Source organism: Sinimarinibacterium flocculans, from assembly GCF_003201205.1.
Classification (GTDB): domain Bacteria; phylum Pseudomonadota; class Gammaproteobacteria; order Nevskiales; family Nevskiaceae; genus Solimonas; species Solimonas flocculans.
This window is the reverse complement of record NZ_QICN01000002.1, coordinates 401,372-416,513: the sequence shown is the minus strand read 5'-3', so window position 1 is coordinate 416,513 and position 15,142 is coordinate 401,372. Positions and strand designations below refer to the sequence as shown.

The 15,142-nt window shown below is 65.5% G+C and carries 16 protein-coding genes; 8 read left to right on the top strand and 8 right to left on the bottom strand.

Features of this window, described 5'->3' with window-relative positions:
* Positions 1–244 precede the first annotated feature (244 nt).
* Both C8D93_RS05700 and C8D93_RS05695 read right to left on the bottom strand, forming a co-directional pair.
* A complete protein-coding gene (locus tag C8D93_RS05700) occupies positions 245–1,159 on the bottom strand; it encodes a DUF4435 domain-containing protein (protein WP_110264187.1) in 915 nt (304 codons plus the stop codon).
* A complete protein-coding gene (locus tag C8D93_RS05695) occupies positions 1,156–2,559 on the bottom strand; it encodes an ATP-binding protein (protein WP_110264186.1) in 1,404 nt (467 codons plus the stop codon). Before C8D93_RS05695 ends, C8D93_RS05700 begins: the two co-directional genes overlap by 4 nt.
* Before the next feature lie 343 nt (positions 2,560–2,902).
* On the opposite strand from C8D93_RS05695, the gene C8D93_RS05690 reads away from it, so the two are divergent.
* Complete coding sequence (locus C8D93_RS05690) at positions 2,903–5,221, top strand: DUF6351 family protein (protein ID WP_146216520.1); 2,319 nt, start codon at positions 2,903–2,905, stop codon at positions 5,219–5,221.
* Between the two features lie 98 nt (positions 5,222–5,319).
* On the opposite strand, the gene C8D93_RS05685 is transcribed toward C8D93_RS05690, so the two are convergent.
* Positions 5,320–6,813, bottom strand: coding sequence for a GGDEF domain-containing protein (locus tag C8D93_RS05685; RefSeq protein ID WP_170123917.1), 1,494 nt, complete (start codon positions 6,811–6,813; stop codon positions 5,320–5,322).
* A 175-nt stretch (positions 6,814–6,988) separates the two neighbouring features.
* Here C8D93_RS05685 and C8D93_RS05680 point away from each other — a divergent pair, with 175 nt between their 5' ends.
* The 6 genes from C8D93_RS05680 to C8D93_RS05655 all read left to right on the top strand — a co-directional run bounded on the left by C8D93_RS05680 (position 6,989) and on the right by C8D93_RS05655 (position 11,184).
* A complete protein-coding gene (locus C8D93_RS05680; protein WP_110264183.1) occupies positions 6,989–7,351 on the top strand; it encodes a DUF1905 domain-containing protein in 363 nt (120 codons plus the stop codon).
* Positions 7,352–7,427: 76 nt separating this feature from the next.
* Positions 7,428–8,615: a CehA/McbA family metallohydrolase gene (locus C8D93_RS05675; RefSeq protein WP_110264182.1), complete on the top strand. Its 1,188-nt coding sequence runs from the start codon at positions 7,428–7,430 to the stop codon at positions 8,613–8,615.
* A gap of 255 nt (positions 8,616–8,870) precedes the next feature.
* Positions 8,871–9,548, top strand: coding sequence for a hypothetical protein (locus tag C8D93_RS20360; protein ID WP_146216519.1), 678 nt, complete (start codon positions 8,871–8,873; stop codon positions 9,546–9,548).
* 27 nt (positions 9,549–9,575) lie between these two features.
* Complete coding sequence (locus tag C8D93_RS05665) at positions 9,576–9,890, top strand: hypothetical protein (RefSeq protein WP_110264180.1); 315 nt, start codon at positions 9,576–9,578, stop codon at positions 9,888–9,890.
* A gap of 48 nt (positions 9,891–9,938) precedes the next feature.
* On the top strand, positions 9,939–10,331 hold the full coding sequence (locus tag C8D93_RS05660) for a DUF2938 family protein (protein WP_339374055.1): 393 nt from the start codon (positions 9,939–9,941) through the stop codon (positions 10,329–10,331).
* A gap of 76 nt (positions 10,332–10,407) precedes the next feature.
* Positions 10,408–11,184: a crotonase/enoyl-CoA hydratase family protein gene (locus C8D93_RS05655; RefSeq protein WP_110264366.1), complete on the top strand. Its 777-nt coding sequence runs from the start codon at positions 10,408–10,410 to the stop codon at positions 11,182–11,184.
* Here C8D93_RS05655 and C8D93_RS05650 read toward each other — a convergent pair.
* A complete protein-coding gene (locus C8D93_RS05650) occupies positions 11,171–12,070 on the bottom strand; it encodes an AraC family transcriptional regulator (RefSeq protein ID WP_110264178.1) in 900 nt (299 codons plus the stop codon). The genes C8D93_RS05655 and C8D93_RS05650 overlap by 14 nt on opposite strands.
* Before the next feature lie 102 nt (positions 12,071–12,172).
* On the opposite strand from C8D93_RS05650, the gene C8D93_RS05645 reads away from it, so the two are divergent.
* Positions 12,173–12,718 carry a carboxymuconolactone decarboxylase family protein gene (locus tag C8D93_RS05645; RefSeq protein WP_110264177.1) on the top strand — a complete coding sequence of 182 codons (546 nt, stop codon included), beginning with the start codon at positions 12,173–12,175 and terminating at the stop codon, positions 12,716–12,718.
* Between the two features lie 51 nt (positions 12,719–12,769).
* On the opposite strand, the gene C8D93_RS05640 is transcribed toward C8D93_RS05645, so the two are convergent.
* The 4 genes from C8D93_RS05640 to C8D93_RS05625 all read right to left on the bottom strand — a co-directional run bounded on the left by C8D93_RS05640 (position 12,770) and on the right by C8D93_RS05625 (position 15,079).
* On the bottom strand, positions 12,770–13,213 hold the full coding sequence (locus C8D93_RS05640) for an SRPBCC family protein (RefSeq protein WP_110264176.1): 444 nt from the start codon (positions 13,211–13,213) through the stop codon (positions 12,770–12,772).
* 90 nt (positions 13,214–13,303) lie between these two features.
* Positions 13,304–13,726 carry a MerR family transcriptional regulator gene (locus C8D93_RS05635; protein ID WP_110264175.1) on the bottom strand — a complete coding sequence of 141 codons (423 nt, stop codon included), beginning with the start codon at positions 13,724–13,726 and terminating at the stop codon, positions 13,304–13,306.
* On the bottom strand, positions 13,723–14,139 hold the full coding sequence (locus C8D93_RS05630) for a nuclear transport factor 2 family protein (protein ID WP_110264174.1): 417 nt from the start codon (positions 14,137–14,139) through the stop codon (positions 13,723–13,725). The genes C8D93_RS05635 and C8D93_RS05630 overlap by 4 nt, the downstream gene beginning before the upstream one ends.
* Positions 14,140–14,227: 88 nt before the next feature.
* Complete coding sequence (locus C8D93_RS05625; protein ID WP_110264173.1) at positions 14,228–15,079, bottom strand: class I SAM-dependent methyltransferase; 852 nt, start codon at positions 15,077–15,079, stop codon at positions 14,228–14,230.
* Positions 15,080–15,142: the final 63 nt, after the last annotated feature.

The window sequence follows — 15,142 nt, the reverse complement described above, 5'->3', positions numbered from 1 at the left end:
GAGCGCCTTCAGGCGCGACCGCTTCTGCACGTCGGCGAGCGCAAACTCCGTCCGCTCCCCACGCCGCGCATATACGCTTTCGCGCCATGCCACGAAAGCCGACGCCGCCCGAAGACCGCTGGTCCCCGCTGCTGCCGGCGGACGACCCGGTAGCCGGCCACGACTACCGTCCAAAGCCGGGCTTGCCACTACCAGGGCGCCGCCGCTTGGTACTTCGCCGACCTCTCGACCGAACAATCCGCCATCAAATCGCGCTTGGGTGCCCAATCTTTGAAACGAATCTAACCAACGAATCTGGAGCTTTGCGCCGAGACGCAAGCGCGCGCAGTGAAAGATGCTCAGGACTAAATCGAATTGATAGTGGATCTGAAAAGAAGTTGTTAGCTCCGCTTTCTCTAAGTTCGGCTAGAAGCCGAAACCAATTCGCTAGTCCTCGTAGCAGAAACTTTCCGCGGTAATCAACTCTCGGTTCAAGGTTCTCAAACGCAGCGTCCATAGCGGCCCACAGTTCTGAGGGTACTGGGCGCTCATATTTTACGAGCCGTTCGAGCTGCTCTTCGGTGTGACGAACTGATGCGCCGTTGGCATCAAGAGCGATGTATTTTGTGACCGAGTCGTCGATTTGCAGCGGCACCCCAAGTCTGCGAGCAACAAATATCCTCTTGTTCGCTGCTTTCAGAGCGACGCATATCGACTCAAGAACGCGCTCTGCATGTGCCGCTAGGCGATCGATCTCCTCTCCGCCTACAAACAGTTTGAACTCGTCGACTAGCAGGCTATGTAGAACTTCGGGCACGAGCATTTCATTCTCAACAGAGTAGCACCCAGTTACGTAGATATCATCACCAGGAGGTCTTTCCCGCAGACCATCGAAGTCCCTATCGACGAAGAAATAGACGCATTCAAACGAGCCTGTCTTATCCGATAGCAGACTATCTCTGCAGCTCAGTAGCTGGCCTTTGCCTTTGCCTGGAACCGGTTGGTAGGCTCTTCCAAAGCAGCCTCTTAACCATACCTCATAGGGGCCGATATCCTCGTCGCCTTCGAAAACGAAAATTGGATGGCTCGGGTGCTTCGACCGAACCTGACTAACCCTAATCTTTAGAACTGAGCCGCTCGACCTCCCGTGCCTCAGGGAATCAAGGAGCTCGGCGCTCATGCGGAGTCCCCGCGAGTTTTCTTCACCGTCAATGGTGCGGCGAACGGATCTAGCTTATTCTCAAAAATGAAAGGAGAATGCGTAATAGCTAGGAGCTGCGCGCACGTGGGAGCATCGGCGATATCAGGGAGGATTCGACGTTGCCACTCTATAGATAGAGAGAGCTCTGGCTCATCGATAAGCACGATCTTCTTGCGGGTTCCAAGGTACATATGCGCCATTAGGGAAAGCACTTGCTTTTCGCCCGACGATAAGCTGTCGAAGTCGATGTTCGAATTGGTCCACTTATCGAATACCGCAACTTTCATGGTGTTCGCGGAATACTGAAGCTGCTTTTCGTCAGTGGATTGGGCGAGATACGTGTTTGCTCTCTCCACGAACGCTTCTACCCTGGACTCCATCTCTCGAGTTTTGCTCATCACTTCAGCAAACTTGCCGAGGAAATAGCGGAGAAGTACGTTGTCAGTACTATTGATGCTGCCGTTTGCGTAAAGCTCCTCTAACTGCTCCAGTCTCCTCTTCGTAGAGAAGGTCTCCTCGACTCGCGAGAAGAAGAGCCCGAGATCTTCTACAGTAGGGAGGCCTTGCGGAAAGAGTGACTCCGCACGCAGGCCTCCACTCAAGGCATCATCAATGATTGTCGCCGTAATCTTTCTGTAGCCAATGTTGGACTGTCTCTGAATCTCCACCATTAGCGCCTGCAATCGTTCCTCAACGTCAGCTAGTCCAAACTGAATCGAGTCGGCAGCAGTTCTCCCGGGTTCTTCGGAGAGACCTCGCGTATACCTTCTTCGTTCGAGCTCAAGCGCCTGAGCCCTTCTGTCGCGCACCTTTGGCAGTTCAACGCGCCTGTACGTTGGGAGGTACAGGATTTGATAGTTACTCATTACTCGCCGGACAGCATCCATGGCCTTAAGCGCAGGGGCACTAGTTTGCTCACGGACTAAGCCACGGAGCTCGTTGACTTGCTGTTGAAAAGTTTGGCGGTCGTGAGGGCTGCGTGAATAGACTTCGTGTAGTACGCCCGAGCCGAACGGCGTTGTTGTATCGGCGTCTGCCAAGAGCGCAGTTTGTAGTTCGGACAAGCTTCGCCCGGAGATGCGAGACCATTCGCGCAGCGTCGCCAATGACTGGCCACCTGCAGGAATCAGATGATCATGGAGAAGGACAACCGGCTCTGGCTGCCCATTAAGTTCGCATTCGATTCTCTCGAATCTCAGCTTCTGAAGCTCGTAGAAGTGGCCCTTCAGGAAGCTAGCTAGCGCACCGAGTATCGTGGTCTTTCCAGAGCCATTCTCAGCGATGATGATGCGGCTGCGGCTATCGAAGGCTATCTGTACATCCTTGTATCCGTGCAGAGCGTGAATCGAGAATCGGCGGACTATCGGAGAGTCGTCCATTAGGGCCTCGTATAGAAGGTGTCATCATCACAGGATCATAAGGGTGGCGATGAGAGGGTCAAGGGAAGTGGGGCGTGTGCGACCAGCCTCAGGCACTCGTGAGAGCCTTCGCAAAGAGCAGCCGGGCCATGGCGGCGGTCCTTGTCGCCGCGCGGGTCAGCATCGTCTGAACCCATGAACAGTCGCCCTGCGGGATGACACGGCGTCGCACTTGTCCGTAAAGTCGCGTCTGCGCGATCTGCGGTGAAACGACTCGCGCGTCCAGACCCCGGGAGCGGGGCTGCCGGTGGCAACGGGCCGGAGTGCCCGATCGTCAACATTCGAGGTGCGAGGAAAGATGCCGATGTCAAAGCGGATGGCTGGCGTGTTTGCGCTGGCGTGCACGGGTCTGTTCGTGGTGGCGTGCGGCAGCAGCCAGCAAGTGGACGGACTTCCGGTGGAGGGTGATGCGCAGGGCGCGCCGGTCATCGAGGTGCTGTCCAACCGGTCTGACCTGATCAGCGGCGGCGATGCGCTGGTGGAGTTGCGGCTCCCGGACGGCGCCGCGGTGCAGGACCTGCGCGTGAGCCTGAACGGCGCGGACATCAGCGCCGCATTCGCCAGGCGTGCGAACGGTCGCGTGCTGGGCCGGGTGGAAGGCCTGCGCGTGGGCGAGAACATGCTGAGCGCCCGGCTCGGTGGCGCCGCGTCGTCCCACACGATCCGCAACTATCCCAACGAAGGCCCGATCTTCTCGCGGCCCGAGATCAAGCGCATCCGCTGCCAGGACGGCGCGGTGGACATGGCCTGCAACCAGCCGCCGGTGTACACCTTCCTGTACCGCCCGACGGCGCCGCTGCAGGACGGCGTGGGCGATGCGCTCGGCGGCGAGACGCCGGTGGTGCAACTGGGCGTGGAGCTGCAGCCCTACGACCCGGCCAATCCGCCCGACGACGTGGCGATGACCACCACGCAGACCGGCGAGACGGTGCCCTTCATCGTGCGCCAGGAGCTGGGCTACCAGGACCGCGACCAGTACAAGATCCTGACGCTGTTCAATCCGAATGCGCCCTGGGAACCGTGGGCACCGCAGCCGCAGTGGAACGGCAAGATGCTGGTCACGCACGGCGGCAACTGCGGTGCGCGCTACACGCCCGGAAACGCGCCGCTGGACGATTACTCCGGCACCTTCGGCGATGTGCCGCTGATCGAGCCGAGCTACGTCTACGCGCTGGGCAAGGGCTACGCGGTGATATCCACGGCGCTGGCCAACACCGGCCACAACTGCGATGTGGCGCTCAATGCCGAGTCGATCATGATGGCCAAGGAGCGCTTCGTGGAGCAGTACGGCCCGCTGCGCTACACCATCGGCACCGGCTGCTCGGGCGGCTCGATCGCGCAGGCCACTATCGCCAATGCCTACCCGGGGCTGTACCAGGGCCTGCTGACGATGTGCGCCTACCCGGATTCGCTGTCCGCCGGCCTGCAGTTCCTCGACCTGCACCTGATGCGCCTGTACTTCGAGGACCCGTCCCGCTGGGCGCCCGGCGTGGTGTGGAATCCGGCCACCTGGGGGCCGGTGGAGGGCCATCTCACGCACGTCAACGCCGTGGTGGCGGACGAGGGCCTGTTCAAGGCGGCCACCGCCGTCACCGGCACCTGCGTGGGCGACGACAGCTATCACCCGCAGGACAATCCCACCGGCCAGCGCTGCGGCATCATCGAGTGGTCGCCGCACATCTTCGGCCAGCGCACGCCCGATGTCTGGCAGGCCACGGAGCAGCAGGTCGGCTACGGGTTCACCGGCATTCCGCTCGGCAACACCGGCGTGCAGTACGGCCTCAATGCGCTGCGCGCCGGCCTGATCACGCCGGCGATGTTCGTGGACCTGAACGTGAAGGTCGGCGGGCTGGACGTGGACATCCAGCCGGTTGCCGAGCGCATCCGCGCCGATCATCCCGCCGTGGACAATGCCTACCGCAGCGGCATGATCAACATGGCCAACAATCTCGACACCGTGGCCATCATCAACTTCGTCGGCCCGGACCCGGGCATCGCGCACGACTCGGTCCACGCGTGGTGGGTGCGCTGGCGCATCGAGCGCGAGCACGGCAGCGCGCGCAACCACGTGATGTGGGCTGGCCCGGTGCCGCTGCTCGGCGATCTCACCTACGTCTACGACGGCCTGGACGCGATGGATCGCTGGCTCGCCGCGGTCGAGGCCGATGGCTCGGACCTGCCGCTCGCCGACAAGCTCTCGGTGAACCGTCCGGGCGACGTGCAGGACAGTTGCGCGCTGGCGGACGGCCAGCGACTGCTCGGCCAGGAATGCATCGACCTGCTGCAGCCGCTGTACGCCTACGGCACGCCGCGCACCGTGGCCGGCGATACCGACACCGCCGACAACTTCGACTGCGTGCTCAAGCCGCTCGACCGCAGCGATGACTACGGACTGGTGCCGTTCACCGACGACCAATGGGCGCAGCTCGAAGCGGTGTTCGGCGACGGCGTCTGCGACTACCGCGCGCCCGGTCGCGGCAAGCAGAGGACCGTCTCGTGGCTGAGCTACGTCGACGCCCACGGCCGCGTCATCGTCGGCGGCGCCCCGCTGCCGCCGCCCCCGGCGCAGTCCGCGACCGGTACGCAGGCCGGGGCCTTCGTCTATCCGGTGCGGGATCGCTGAGGACCGCTCGACGAGGTGATGCAGTCCGGGAAACGCCGCCGCGCGCGGCCGGGACGACGCGGCTCACGGTCCCTATCGCCGCGCGCAGGTGGTCCGGGTCATGGCGGATGTTCCGCGATGACGCGATTGCGCCCCTGACGTTTGGCTTCGTACAGCGCGGTATCGGCGCGACGCAGTAGCTCGTCAATGTGCGGGTCTGCCGCGCCGAGGCTGCTGACGCCGACCGAGACGGTGAAGCGCACGGTTGCGCCCGATTCGAGCACGAGTTGCTGTTGCTCGATGGCATCTCTCAGGCGCTCGCCGACGGCCAGTGCGTCCTCGATGTCGACCTCTGGCAGCAGGACGGCGAATTCCTCGCCCCCCAGCCTTGCCGGCAGGTCGACTTCGCGCAGTACCTCGCGCAGTGTCCCGGACAACGCCTGCAGGACCTGGTCTCCGGCGGCGTGACCGTGGCGGTCGTTGATCCGCTTGAAGTGATCCGCATCCAGCAGCAGCACGCTCAGCGGCAGCGTCCGGCGTCTCGCGCGTGCGATCTCGCGCGTGGCCTCGGCATAGAAGTGATGCCGGTTGGACAGGCCGGTCAGCGCGTCGGTGCGGGCCAGCCGGCGCAGTTCGTTCTCCAGCTGGCGGCGATCGCTGATGTCGAACATCGTGGCTCGGCTCATCCGGAACCGGCCATCGCTGTCGCGCAAGGCCGATGCGCTCAGCAGCACCGGGATGCTGCTGCCGTCCTTGCGCCGCAGGTCGAGTTCGAGGTCCAGGGTGTCGCCGCCCATGACGAAATCGGAGAACGCCGGCGAGAACAGCAGTTGGCTTTCGGCCGTCAGCACATCGGCGAAGGCGCGCCCCAGCAGCTCTTTTTCGGTGTAGCCGAGCCATCGCAGCGCCGTGAGGTTCACCTTGACGATGCGTCCCTGCGCGTCGAGTGACTGGTAGCCGCACGGCGCATGGTCGTAGAGGTCGCGAACCTCGTCGCGCTGCACGCGGACCCTCCCCAGCAACTGGTAGACCGCGCGCTGGTGGCTGCCCAGGGTCTTGAGCAACAGGAACGCGAACGCACCCGTCACCAGCAGCAGCGTCATCCACGCCGTGGGTTCGGCGTGGTAGCGGCTCACGTCCATCGGCGGAGTCAGGCTGCCGGTGATGAAGCCCAGGCCGACGATGCCCATGACCAGCCCCGTGGCGAGGGCCAGGTAGACTCCCACGCGCACCGAGTACAGCGTGCTCGCGACGAAGCTGCTGAGCACGAGCCACCAGATGCTGGACGCCGAGAGCCCGAACGCGACCACCCCGGGCAGTCCGACGGTCCACAACAGGCACAGGAAGGCGATGGCCAGCACATCGAAGGGCAGCCATCTGCGGCAGGCGGCCACGATCAGGGTGAAGAGCCCCACGCCCACGTGCACCGAATAGACCGAGGTCCATCCGGTGATGAAGTAGCGTGACAGTGATACCGGCACCCCGATCAGGGCGATCAGGCGCATGCCGGTCCAGAGCTGCTCGACCAGGTCGCGTCGCAACTGCCTGAGCTGCTCGTCGTGTCGCGCTGCCGCCACCTCCGTCGGGCCGCCCGTTCCTAGCCGCGCCTTCACGACTGCTCCTGCCCCGCGCAGAAGTGCAGCGACACCACGTGATCGGCTGGAAGCTGAAGCCCTTGCATGCCGGCATTCTGCGCGATCCCCCGCGGCCGCGGCACGCGCGCCGGATCGATGCCGCCGCCCGGCCGCACGAGTGCCGGGTTCCATGGTTTGGCGATAGGCTGCTCGAATGACGCGAAAACCGACCTCGCCCGATCCACGCTGGCTGCCGCTGCTGCCGGCGGACGAGCTTGCCGGCGATCGCGACTACACGGTGCACACGACACTGCGGCGCTACAAGGGAACGGCGGCCTGGCATTTCGCCAACCTGCCGCCGGAACTGTCCGCACAGATCCGCTCGCGCTTCGGCAGCACGGCGCGCGGCTGGGGTTCGATCCGCGTCAGCGTGCGCATCGGCCAGACTCAGTGGCGGACGTCGCTATTCCCCGATCGCAAATCCGGGACCTACCTGTTCGCGGTGAAGGCCGAGGTGCGCAAGGCGGAGAACCTGTCGGACGGCGATGCCATCACCGCGGAATTGCAGATCGAGTAGGCGTGGGCGGCGTCCATCGCATCGCCGTAACAGCGGTCGTCGACAATCACCGGTTCGGTCGATACGGAATGTACTGATGAAGCGTGCGATTTCACGGATGGTCGTGGTCTGCGGTACGGCGGTGTGCCTGCTCGCGTGCGGCGACGGCACCGAACCGCCGGCAGGGCCGGGCAGCGCGCCGGCGCCCGGCCTCACCGACGGCGAATGGCTCGCGGGCGACCTGCATGTGCACTCCGAGCACAGCGACGACTCCAGCCTCAATCCGGTCGCCCGGATCACCGCGCTGGCGCAGTCCGCCGGCATGGATTACCTGGCTCTCACCGATCACGACAACCACGTCGACGGCGATGTCGCCCATCACACCTGGACCGATCCGGACTTCCTGAACAGCCCGCTGATCATGCTCTACGGTGCCGAGTGGACCACGCAGCGCGGTCACGGCAACACCTTCTCGGCGCGGCCCTACGATCACCAGACGCTGTATGACCTGCGCGACGAGGCCGACACGCGCATCGGCGAGCACGTGCGCCGCGAAGGCATCCACCTGTCCGCGAACCATCCGGCCACCTCGGACCACTTCGGCTTCAGCTACGACATCGTGCGCTCGATCGAGGTGTGGCAGTCGGCGATCTGGCCCAACGGCACCAACGAGGCCGCGCTGGTCATCTGGGACGACATGCTCAAGTCGGGCCGCGATCTCACCGGCCGCGGCGGCAGCGACTCGCATCATGGTTATCCGCAGCCGGGCGAGACGCCGTCGAGCAACTCGTATCAGGCGCCGGCCAACAACGTCGGCACACCCACGACCTGGGTGTTCGCGGCTGACCGTAGCGCGCAGGCCGTCGTCGACGCGCTGGACAACGGTCGGGTGTCGGTCAGCGCCAATCCGGCCGCGCCGCGCGTCGAGTTCCACGCCGACCTCGATGCCGATGGTGCGCCCGACCTGATGATGGGCGACAACGCTGTGGCCAGCGGCGAGCCGGTGACCTTTCAGGTGAAGCTGGTCGGCAGTGCGCCGGCGCTGCTGCCGTACACGGTGCGCGTCGTCACCGACGGCTACGAGCTGATGTCGCTGACGATATTCCCGGGCCAGTCCGGCGTGCAGTTCACCGACACCCCGCCGGTCGGGCAGCGCAAGTACTACCGCGTCGAAGTCACCGGCCCGCCGACGCTCTATCCGCAAGTGCCGCTGTCCATCGCCGTCGGCGGCAACATGGTCGCGCTGTCGAACCCGATCTACTTCAATTTCGGTTCTTCACGCTGACGAGAATGTCGATCGATGGGTTCGCGCCTGGACAAGGAGCTCCAGGGAGGCGGACGGCACAGGGGTGGGGGCGGGAGCTTCGGTACTCGGCATGCCTCGGGGTAGCCGGTTGGCGTCTGAGAAACCTTGTCCCGGATGCACGGGCATGAGTCGGTGAGTCCGAGCTGTTCCGATTCCCGGACGACGGCGATCGAGACATACGACAGTTAGGTTAGCTGCCGTACTATCCGTGGCATGGATGGAGCAGAGCGACTTGTGGAGGCCTTCCTGAGAAAGCGGTTCGCGCGTGTGGTCCACGAGCCTGATGGGAATGTACCTCCAGATTTTCTGGCCGACGATGCAGTAGCTGTGGAGGTACGCCGCCTAAACCAGAACGAGGCCTCAACCGGTCAGTTTCGCAGCCTTGAGGAGTCATCCATTCCGCTCCATATGGGAATGCGCTCGCTACTTGAGAAGATCTCTCTTGCCAACAAGGAGCGAGCGTTCTGGGTGTCGTTCTCGTTTCGCAGACCTATCCCAAGATGGAAGGATATAAGGCCATGGGTTACCGCACAGCTAGAGGCGCTTCGCCCCGGTGACAAAGAGGAAACACGAACGTTCAGCCTAGGAACGTTCAAGCTTGAGGTACGTGCTGGTCCGGAAACATGCCCCGGGGGCTTCCTTTTCGCTGGCTACGTTGATCACGATGCCGGTGGCTGGGTCCTCGCGGAGATGAAGAGGAACATTGAAATCTGCGTCGCTGAGAAGACGGCAAAGATTCTGAGCGTCCGGACGCGTTACCCGACATGGTGGTTGGTGCTTGTCGATCTTATTGGCTACGGTCTTGGTGAATCTGATCAACAGTTGTTCCGGAAGATGATCAGGATCGAGCACGATTGGGACCGTTTGATACTCATTGACCCAAGAGACCATGGACGCGTGATGGAGCTCTAAAGAATGCTCCATCGACACAAACACGACATGACCACCATCCGTGAACAGCTCAGACGACAGGTCCGGCGCAGCATGGCGGCGGTCTTCGCGACGTGGCTGGTGTTTGCCGGCATCGGAGTCGTCGGCATCGGTCAGGGTCTCAATCCGGTGTTCGCGTTCGGCACGTTCGCGCTCTTCATGGGGGCAGTGCTGTACGCCACGCTCTTTATCAAGTGCCCTCGCTGTGGCTTCAAGCTGGCGCAAGGCAGCATGGGGCTGGCGTTCGGAGAGCCCGGTCGGGGCAACAAGCGGAGCATCAACTTCTGCGCGCATTGCGGGGTCAGTTTCGACGAGCGCTTGTGATGGTGCAACGGCGTTGGAGGCCGCGCGCCGAATAACCCTTGGCGGTCCATTGTATGGATCGGACACATGCCGCACAGACGCTTTCGCCATGCGGCGATCGCCGCGACGCCGCCGATGCCCAGCGAACTGGCGATCGGCTGGGTGACGCACTACCTGACCGGCATTGCCTTCGCGGCGTTGCTGCTACTGACTGGGGGGATGACGTTGCTTCAGGAGCCGACGATCGGACCGACACTGATCGCGGGGTTGGGTTCAGTAGCGGTGCCGATGTCGGCGATGCAGCCGGCGATGGTCGCTGGGCTCGCAGCGCTCGTAGCGCTCGCAGCGCGGCGCCTCCCGGCCCCGCGTGGTGCGCGCATCCGCAGCCTAATCAACCACACCGCCTTCGCAGTCGGCCTGTATGCGGCAGGACGGGTGCTGAGCGGCGTGACCGGTGGCTGAGGCAGCGGTCTCAGGCAGCCGGTCCGGAGGCCCGCCGGCACCGTACACTCGCGGTCCGTTCCCCATGGAAGGCGTCATGTCCTACATCGAATCGAGCGTGGCCGGCCAGGTGCTGGAGATCCGCGTCAACCGGCCGGAGAAGCTCAACGCGCTGTCGCCCGAGATGTACGGCGACCTGGCGCTGGCCCTCGGGCGGCTCGATCGCGATCCGGAGCTTCGCGTCGGGCTGGTGTACGCGGAGGGCAAGCACTTCAGCGCGGGCGTGGAGCTGGACAAGTGGGCGCCGCTGTTCGCGAAAGGCAGCTTTCCGGTGCCGGAGGGCGGCATCGACCCGTTCGCCCTGAGCGGGCCGCGCTGCAGCAAGCCGGTGGTCATGGCCGCGCAGGGCTACTGCTACACCTGGGGCGTGGAATTCATGCTGACCACGGATGTGCGCGTGGCGGCCGAGGACACCCGCTTCGCGATGCTTGAGGTCAAGCGCGGCATCTATCCCTGTGGTGGCGCCACGCTGCGCTTGCCGCAGCAGATGGGCTGGTCGAACGCACAGCGCTATCTGCTGACCGGCGATGCCTGGAGCGCCGAGGAAGCGTACCGGACCGGGCTGGTGCAGCAGGTGGTCAAGCCGGGCGAGCAGCTCGCCGCGGCGCGCGAGATGGCACGGCGGCTCGCGGCCGCGGCGCCGCTGGGCGTGCGTGCGATTCTCAAGTCTTCGCGCATCGCCCTGCACGAAGGCGAGCACGCCGCCGCGGCGCGCGTCTTCGAGGACATGGGCGCGGTGATGCACAGCGAGGACGCGCATGAAGGCGTGCAGTCCTTCCTCGAACGTCGCGACGCGGTGTTCAAGGGACGCTGATGGCCGCTGGCGCGCGCTGACCCGCACGCGCCGCCGTGCCGTCCTGCGCCCGGTGCGCGTCGTCCCCGGCGCGCAGCCACTGCGTCGGTGAGGCGCCGACGAACTGCCGGAACGCGCGCAGAAAACCCGCCTGGCTGGCGTAGCCCACGCGTTCGCCGACCCACTTGAGCGGTGTGCCGCGACGCAGGAGCGCCTGGGCCGTGGTGATGCGCCAGCGCGCCAGGTATTCGCCCGGGGCCTGCCCGACCTCGCGCCGGAAGGTTTCGGCAAAGCTGCTGCGCGACATCGCCGCCTCCCGCGCCAGCGACGCCAGCGACCAGTCCTGATCGGGGTGGGCGTGCATCGCGTGCAGGGCCCTGCCGAGCTGCGGATGCGCCAGCGCACGCAGCAGGCCGACGTCGTTGCCGCGCCGGGCGATCGTCGTGCGCAGGAGCTGGATCAGCACCAGCTCGAACAGCCGGTTCAGCACCTCGTCGCGGGCCGGACGCTGTGCGAAGGCCTCGGCGAACAGCAGGTCGAGCAGGGCGCGTGCGTCGTCCAGTTCGTCGAGCGCGCACTGGAAGTACGCCGGCAGCGCCTGCATCACCGGATTGAACGCCGGGTGGTCGAAGGCGACCGAGGCGCAGGCGACGTCGGCGCCTGCGTCGGGATCGGTTTCGAAGCTGTGGGTCAGGGGGCGCGAGTAGAACACCAGTGTCGGTTGCGACAGCGTGGTCAGTCGTCCGCGGTCGTCGCGCACGCGCAGGCGGCCGTCCCTGAGCAGATGCAGGAAGCCGACATCCTGGTCGGCGTCGAACGTGGCCTGGCCGCACAGGTTGCCGGTGTAGAAGACCTGCGCGCGGGCGCTGAAGCGACTCAGCAGCGGGGAGAGGGGGTCGGCAGTCATGGCGGACGATGCGCAAACAAATGAAGACGATCGGTCAACTGGCGTCCGATGCTGGTCCCTACGATGGCGCTCGCCAACCCACACCTCCAACAGGAGACTGCAATGCCCCACATCACCCCGCTCGACCCCCAGGCCGCCGATCCCGCCACCGCCGCCACGCTGCAGGCGGTCAAGGCCAAGATCGGCATGATCCCCAACCTCTACGCCACGCTGGCCCGGGCGCCGGCCGCGCTCAACGGTCTGCTGCAGATCAACGAGGCGGTCGGCGGCGGCCGGCTCACGGCCAAGGAGCGCGAGATCGTTGCACTCGCTACGTCCCAGGCCAACGGCTGCGGCTACTGCCTGAGCGCCCACACCCTGCTCGGCAAGCATGCCGGCCTGACGCCGGAGCAGACGCAGGCGGCCCGCGCCGGCAGCGGCGCCACCCCGCGCGAAGCGGCGCTGGCCGCGCTGGCGAAGGCGCTGGTGGATTCGCGTGGCCATATCGATGCCGCCACGCGCGAGCGCAGCCGCGCCGACGGGCTGACGGACAGCGATCTGCTGGAAGTCGTCGCCAACGTCGCGGCGATGACGCTGACCAACTACGCCAACAATCTCATCGACACGGTCAACGATTTCCCGGCCGTGGACGTGGCGCTCGCGGCGTAGCGCAAAGCCGGCCGGTGGTGGCGTGCGTCGCCTGCCACCACCGGCCGGCGTTCACTGCTGGATGTCCGGCTCGACGAGCTGCGCCAGCAGGCTCAGCGACTCCTGCCAGCCGAGATAGCAGGCTTCCGCCGGAATCATGTCGGGCACGCCTTCCTGCACGATCTCGATCTCGGTGCCGACGAGCACCTTCCTGAAGGTGACCGTCATCTGGATCTCGCCGGGCAGGTTCGGATCGTCGAAGCGGTCGGTGTAGCGCAGGCGCTCGCCGGGTGCGAGTTCCTGGTAGGTGCCGCCGAAGGCATGCGACTGTCCGGTGGTGAAGTTGCTGAACGACATCCGGTAGCGGCCGCCCACCCTGGCATCGAGCTCATGGACCTTGGCGGTGAAGCCGTGTGGCGCCATCCACTTGACCAGCGCATCGGGCTCGACGAAGGCGCGCCAGGCTTTCTCGGGTGTGGTGCGCAGGACGCGGTGCAGGCGAATCGTGTTGGGCATGGGAATCTCCGGTCAGGGGGCTCTTGTGAGCCGGGCATGCAGTAGTCGTGCGCCGGTGTGTCGTTTCGACATCGCCACCCAAAAATGTGCTCAGTGCGGTTTGTCGGGTGCGATCGGGTCGTCAGGACGCTGGCCGCTGTCGATCCACTCCTCGTAGAAGCCGATCTTGCGATCGATCAGCGCGAGCGCGCGCCGGTAGTCGGCAATGCGCGCCTCGACTGCCCGGCGATGCTCCGCCAGCATGCGCCTGCGTTCCGCCAGCGTCGAACGCCCCTGCACGACGAGCTGCGTGTAGTGCCGCATCTGCGCCACGCTCATGCCGGTGATGCGCAGGCGTTCCATCAGCGTCAGCCAGCCCACGTGGCGGGTGTTGTAGACGCGCCGTCCGCCGGTGTCGCGCAGCACGCCGGGAATCAGGCCCTGCGCCTCGTACCAGCGGATCGCGTGCACGCTGCGCCCGCAGCGCGCCGACAGCTCGCCGATGCGGAACGACGGCTGGCGTGCGCCGCTCATGCGGCGAGAACCGGCGGTGCCAGCACCGCGTGGACCAGTGCCGTATCGAGGTACTCCACCAGTTCGATCATCTGCGCGCCTCGCATGCGGATCACGAAACAGTACTCGTTGCAGTACGGCCGGCCGGCGCGGGTCACGACATCGCCCCGGCACAGGACGACCACGGTATCGCCGTCCACCAGAATACGATGCGCGTGGTTGCGGTACGGCGTCGCGAACTGCGCGAACAGCGGCGCGAACAACTCCTCGCGTACCGCCCGCTTGCCGCGCCAGCTGCGCCCCCAGGGCGAGTCCGCCGCACGCATCGTCCAGGTGAAATCGTCCGCCATCGCGGCGACGAAGGGGCGGCTGTCGCCGTTGGCGAGCGCATCGAAGATGCCGCGGAACTGCGCCCGGTAGTGTTCGCTGTCCATCTGTCTGCTCCTGCTGTCGTGCCGTTCGGGCCGGCGACCGCATTGAACGTGCTGGAGCGCACTCGAGGTCAAGCGCGGTGTGACGCCCTCACATCGCCGGCGCCTGCGCGACCACGGACCAGCACGCGGCGGTGAAGCGCACCGTCTCGCCGTCGACGTAAGGCTGGAACGCAGCGCGGACGACGTCGACGATGCGCACGCGCAGTGCGGGGTCGGCCTCGTGCAGGACGCGACCCAGCGGACCCAGCCGCGTGAAGTAGCGTTCGAGTTCGTGCGTGGGCAGCGTGCAGGCAAGGTCGACCGGCTGGATGTCGATGGCCTGCCAGCCGGTGGTGTCGAGCAGGCGATGCACGCGGCGGCGGTCGGCGAAGGCGAACTGGCCGGGCGCGTCCGGCTGTCGCGGTGGGATCGCCGGCAGCAGTGGCGCCGCGGCGCGCTCCGCGGCGGTCATGAACGGGTTCTCGGCGGCATCGCGCCAGGCGATGACATGCAGGCCGGCGCCCGGCCTGGCTGCGCGGCGCAGGGTGTTGAAGGCCGCCGTCGGGTCGTCGAAGAACATCACGCCGAAGCGCGAGACGATCCGGTCGAAGGACGCCGGCACGAAGGCATGCGTCTGTGCGTCCGCGCAGATGAAGTCCGCCGCGGCGGCATGGGCGCTCGCCCGGTCGCGGGCGGCGGAGATCATCGGCGCCGAGAGATCGATGCCGGTGCAGCGGGCTTGCGGGCCGAGTGCGCCGGCGATTGCCAGCGTCGTGCCGCCGGTGCCACAGCCGACGTCGAGCACCCGCGTCGCACCGGCCCGCGCGGCCGCGTCGACCAGCAGCTTCTCGAACGGTGCCAGCACGCCATCCATGAGCGCCTGCAGGTCCACCCAGGCCTGCCCGGCCGTGCCGTTCCACAGCGCGGCCTGTTCGCTGTCCGGGTTCTGCGAGGGGGTCATCGTCGTCTCCTGTACTTGCGTTCGCTTGATCGGGCGGGCAAGTTGCCACTTCAAGCCAACTTG

What these genes read in the sequence shown, in the direction of transcription:
- C8D93_RS05630 (WP_110264174.1), bottom strand. Translation starts at nt 14,139, where the DNA reads ATGGACAGCGAACACTACCGGGCGCAGTTCCGCGGCATCTTCGATGCG.
- C8D93_RS05650 (WP_110264178.1), bottom strand. Translation starts at nt 12,070, where the DNA reads ATGACTGCCGACCCCCTCTCCCCGCTGCTGAGTCGCTTCAGCGCCCGC.
- C8D93_RS05635 (WP_110264175.1), bottom strand. Translation starts at nt 13,726, where the DNA reads ATGAGCGGCGCACGCCAGCCGTCGTTCCGCATCGGCGAGCTGTCGGCG.
- C8D93_RS05640 (WP_110264176.1), bottom strand. Translation starts at nt 13,213, where the DNA reads ATGCCCAACACGATTCGCCTGCACCGCGTCCTGCGCACCACACCCGAG.
- C8D93_RS05665 (WP_110264180.1), top strand. Translation starts at nt 9,576, where the DNA reads ATGACCACCATCCGTGAACAGCTCAGACGACAGGTCCGGCGCAGCATG.
- C8D93_RS05680 (WP_110264183.1), top strand. Translation starts at nt 6,989, where the DNA reads ATGACGCGAAAACCGACCTCGCCCGATCCACGCTGGCTGCCGCTGCTG.
- C8D93_RS05675 (WP_110264182.1), top strand. Translation starts at nt 7,428, where the DNA reads ATGAAGCGTGCGATTTCACGGATGGTCGTGGTCTGCGGTACGGCGGTG.
- C8D93_RS05625 (WP_110264173.1), bottom strand. Translation starts at nt 15,079, where the DNA reads ATGACCCCCTCGCAGAACCCGGACAGCGAACAGGCCGCGCTGTGGAAC.
- C8D93_RS05645 (WP_110264177.1), top strand. Translation starts at nt 12,173, where the DNA reads ATGCCCCACATCACCCCGCTCGACCCCCAGGCCGCCGATCCCGCCACC.
- C8D93_RS05690 (WP_146216520.1), top strand. Translation starts at nt 2,903, where the DNA reads ATGTCAAAGCGGATGGCTGGCGTGTTTGCGCTGGCGTGCACGGGTCTG.
- C8D93_RS05700 (WP_110264187.1), bottom strand. Translation starts at nt 1,159, where the DNA reads ATGAGCGCCGAGCTCCTTGATTCCCTGAGGCACGGGAGGTCGAGCGGC.
- C8D93_RS05655 (WP_110264366.1), top strand. Translation starts at nt 10,408, where the DNA reads ATGTCCTACATCGAATCGAGCGTGGCCGGCCAGGTGCTGGAGATCCGC.
- C8D93_RS05695 (WP_110264186.1), bottom strand. Translation starts at nt 2,559, where the DNA reads ATGGACGACTCTCCGATAGTCCGCCGATTCTCGATTCACGCTCTGCAC.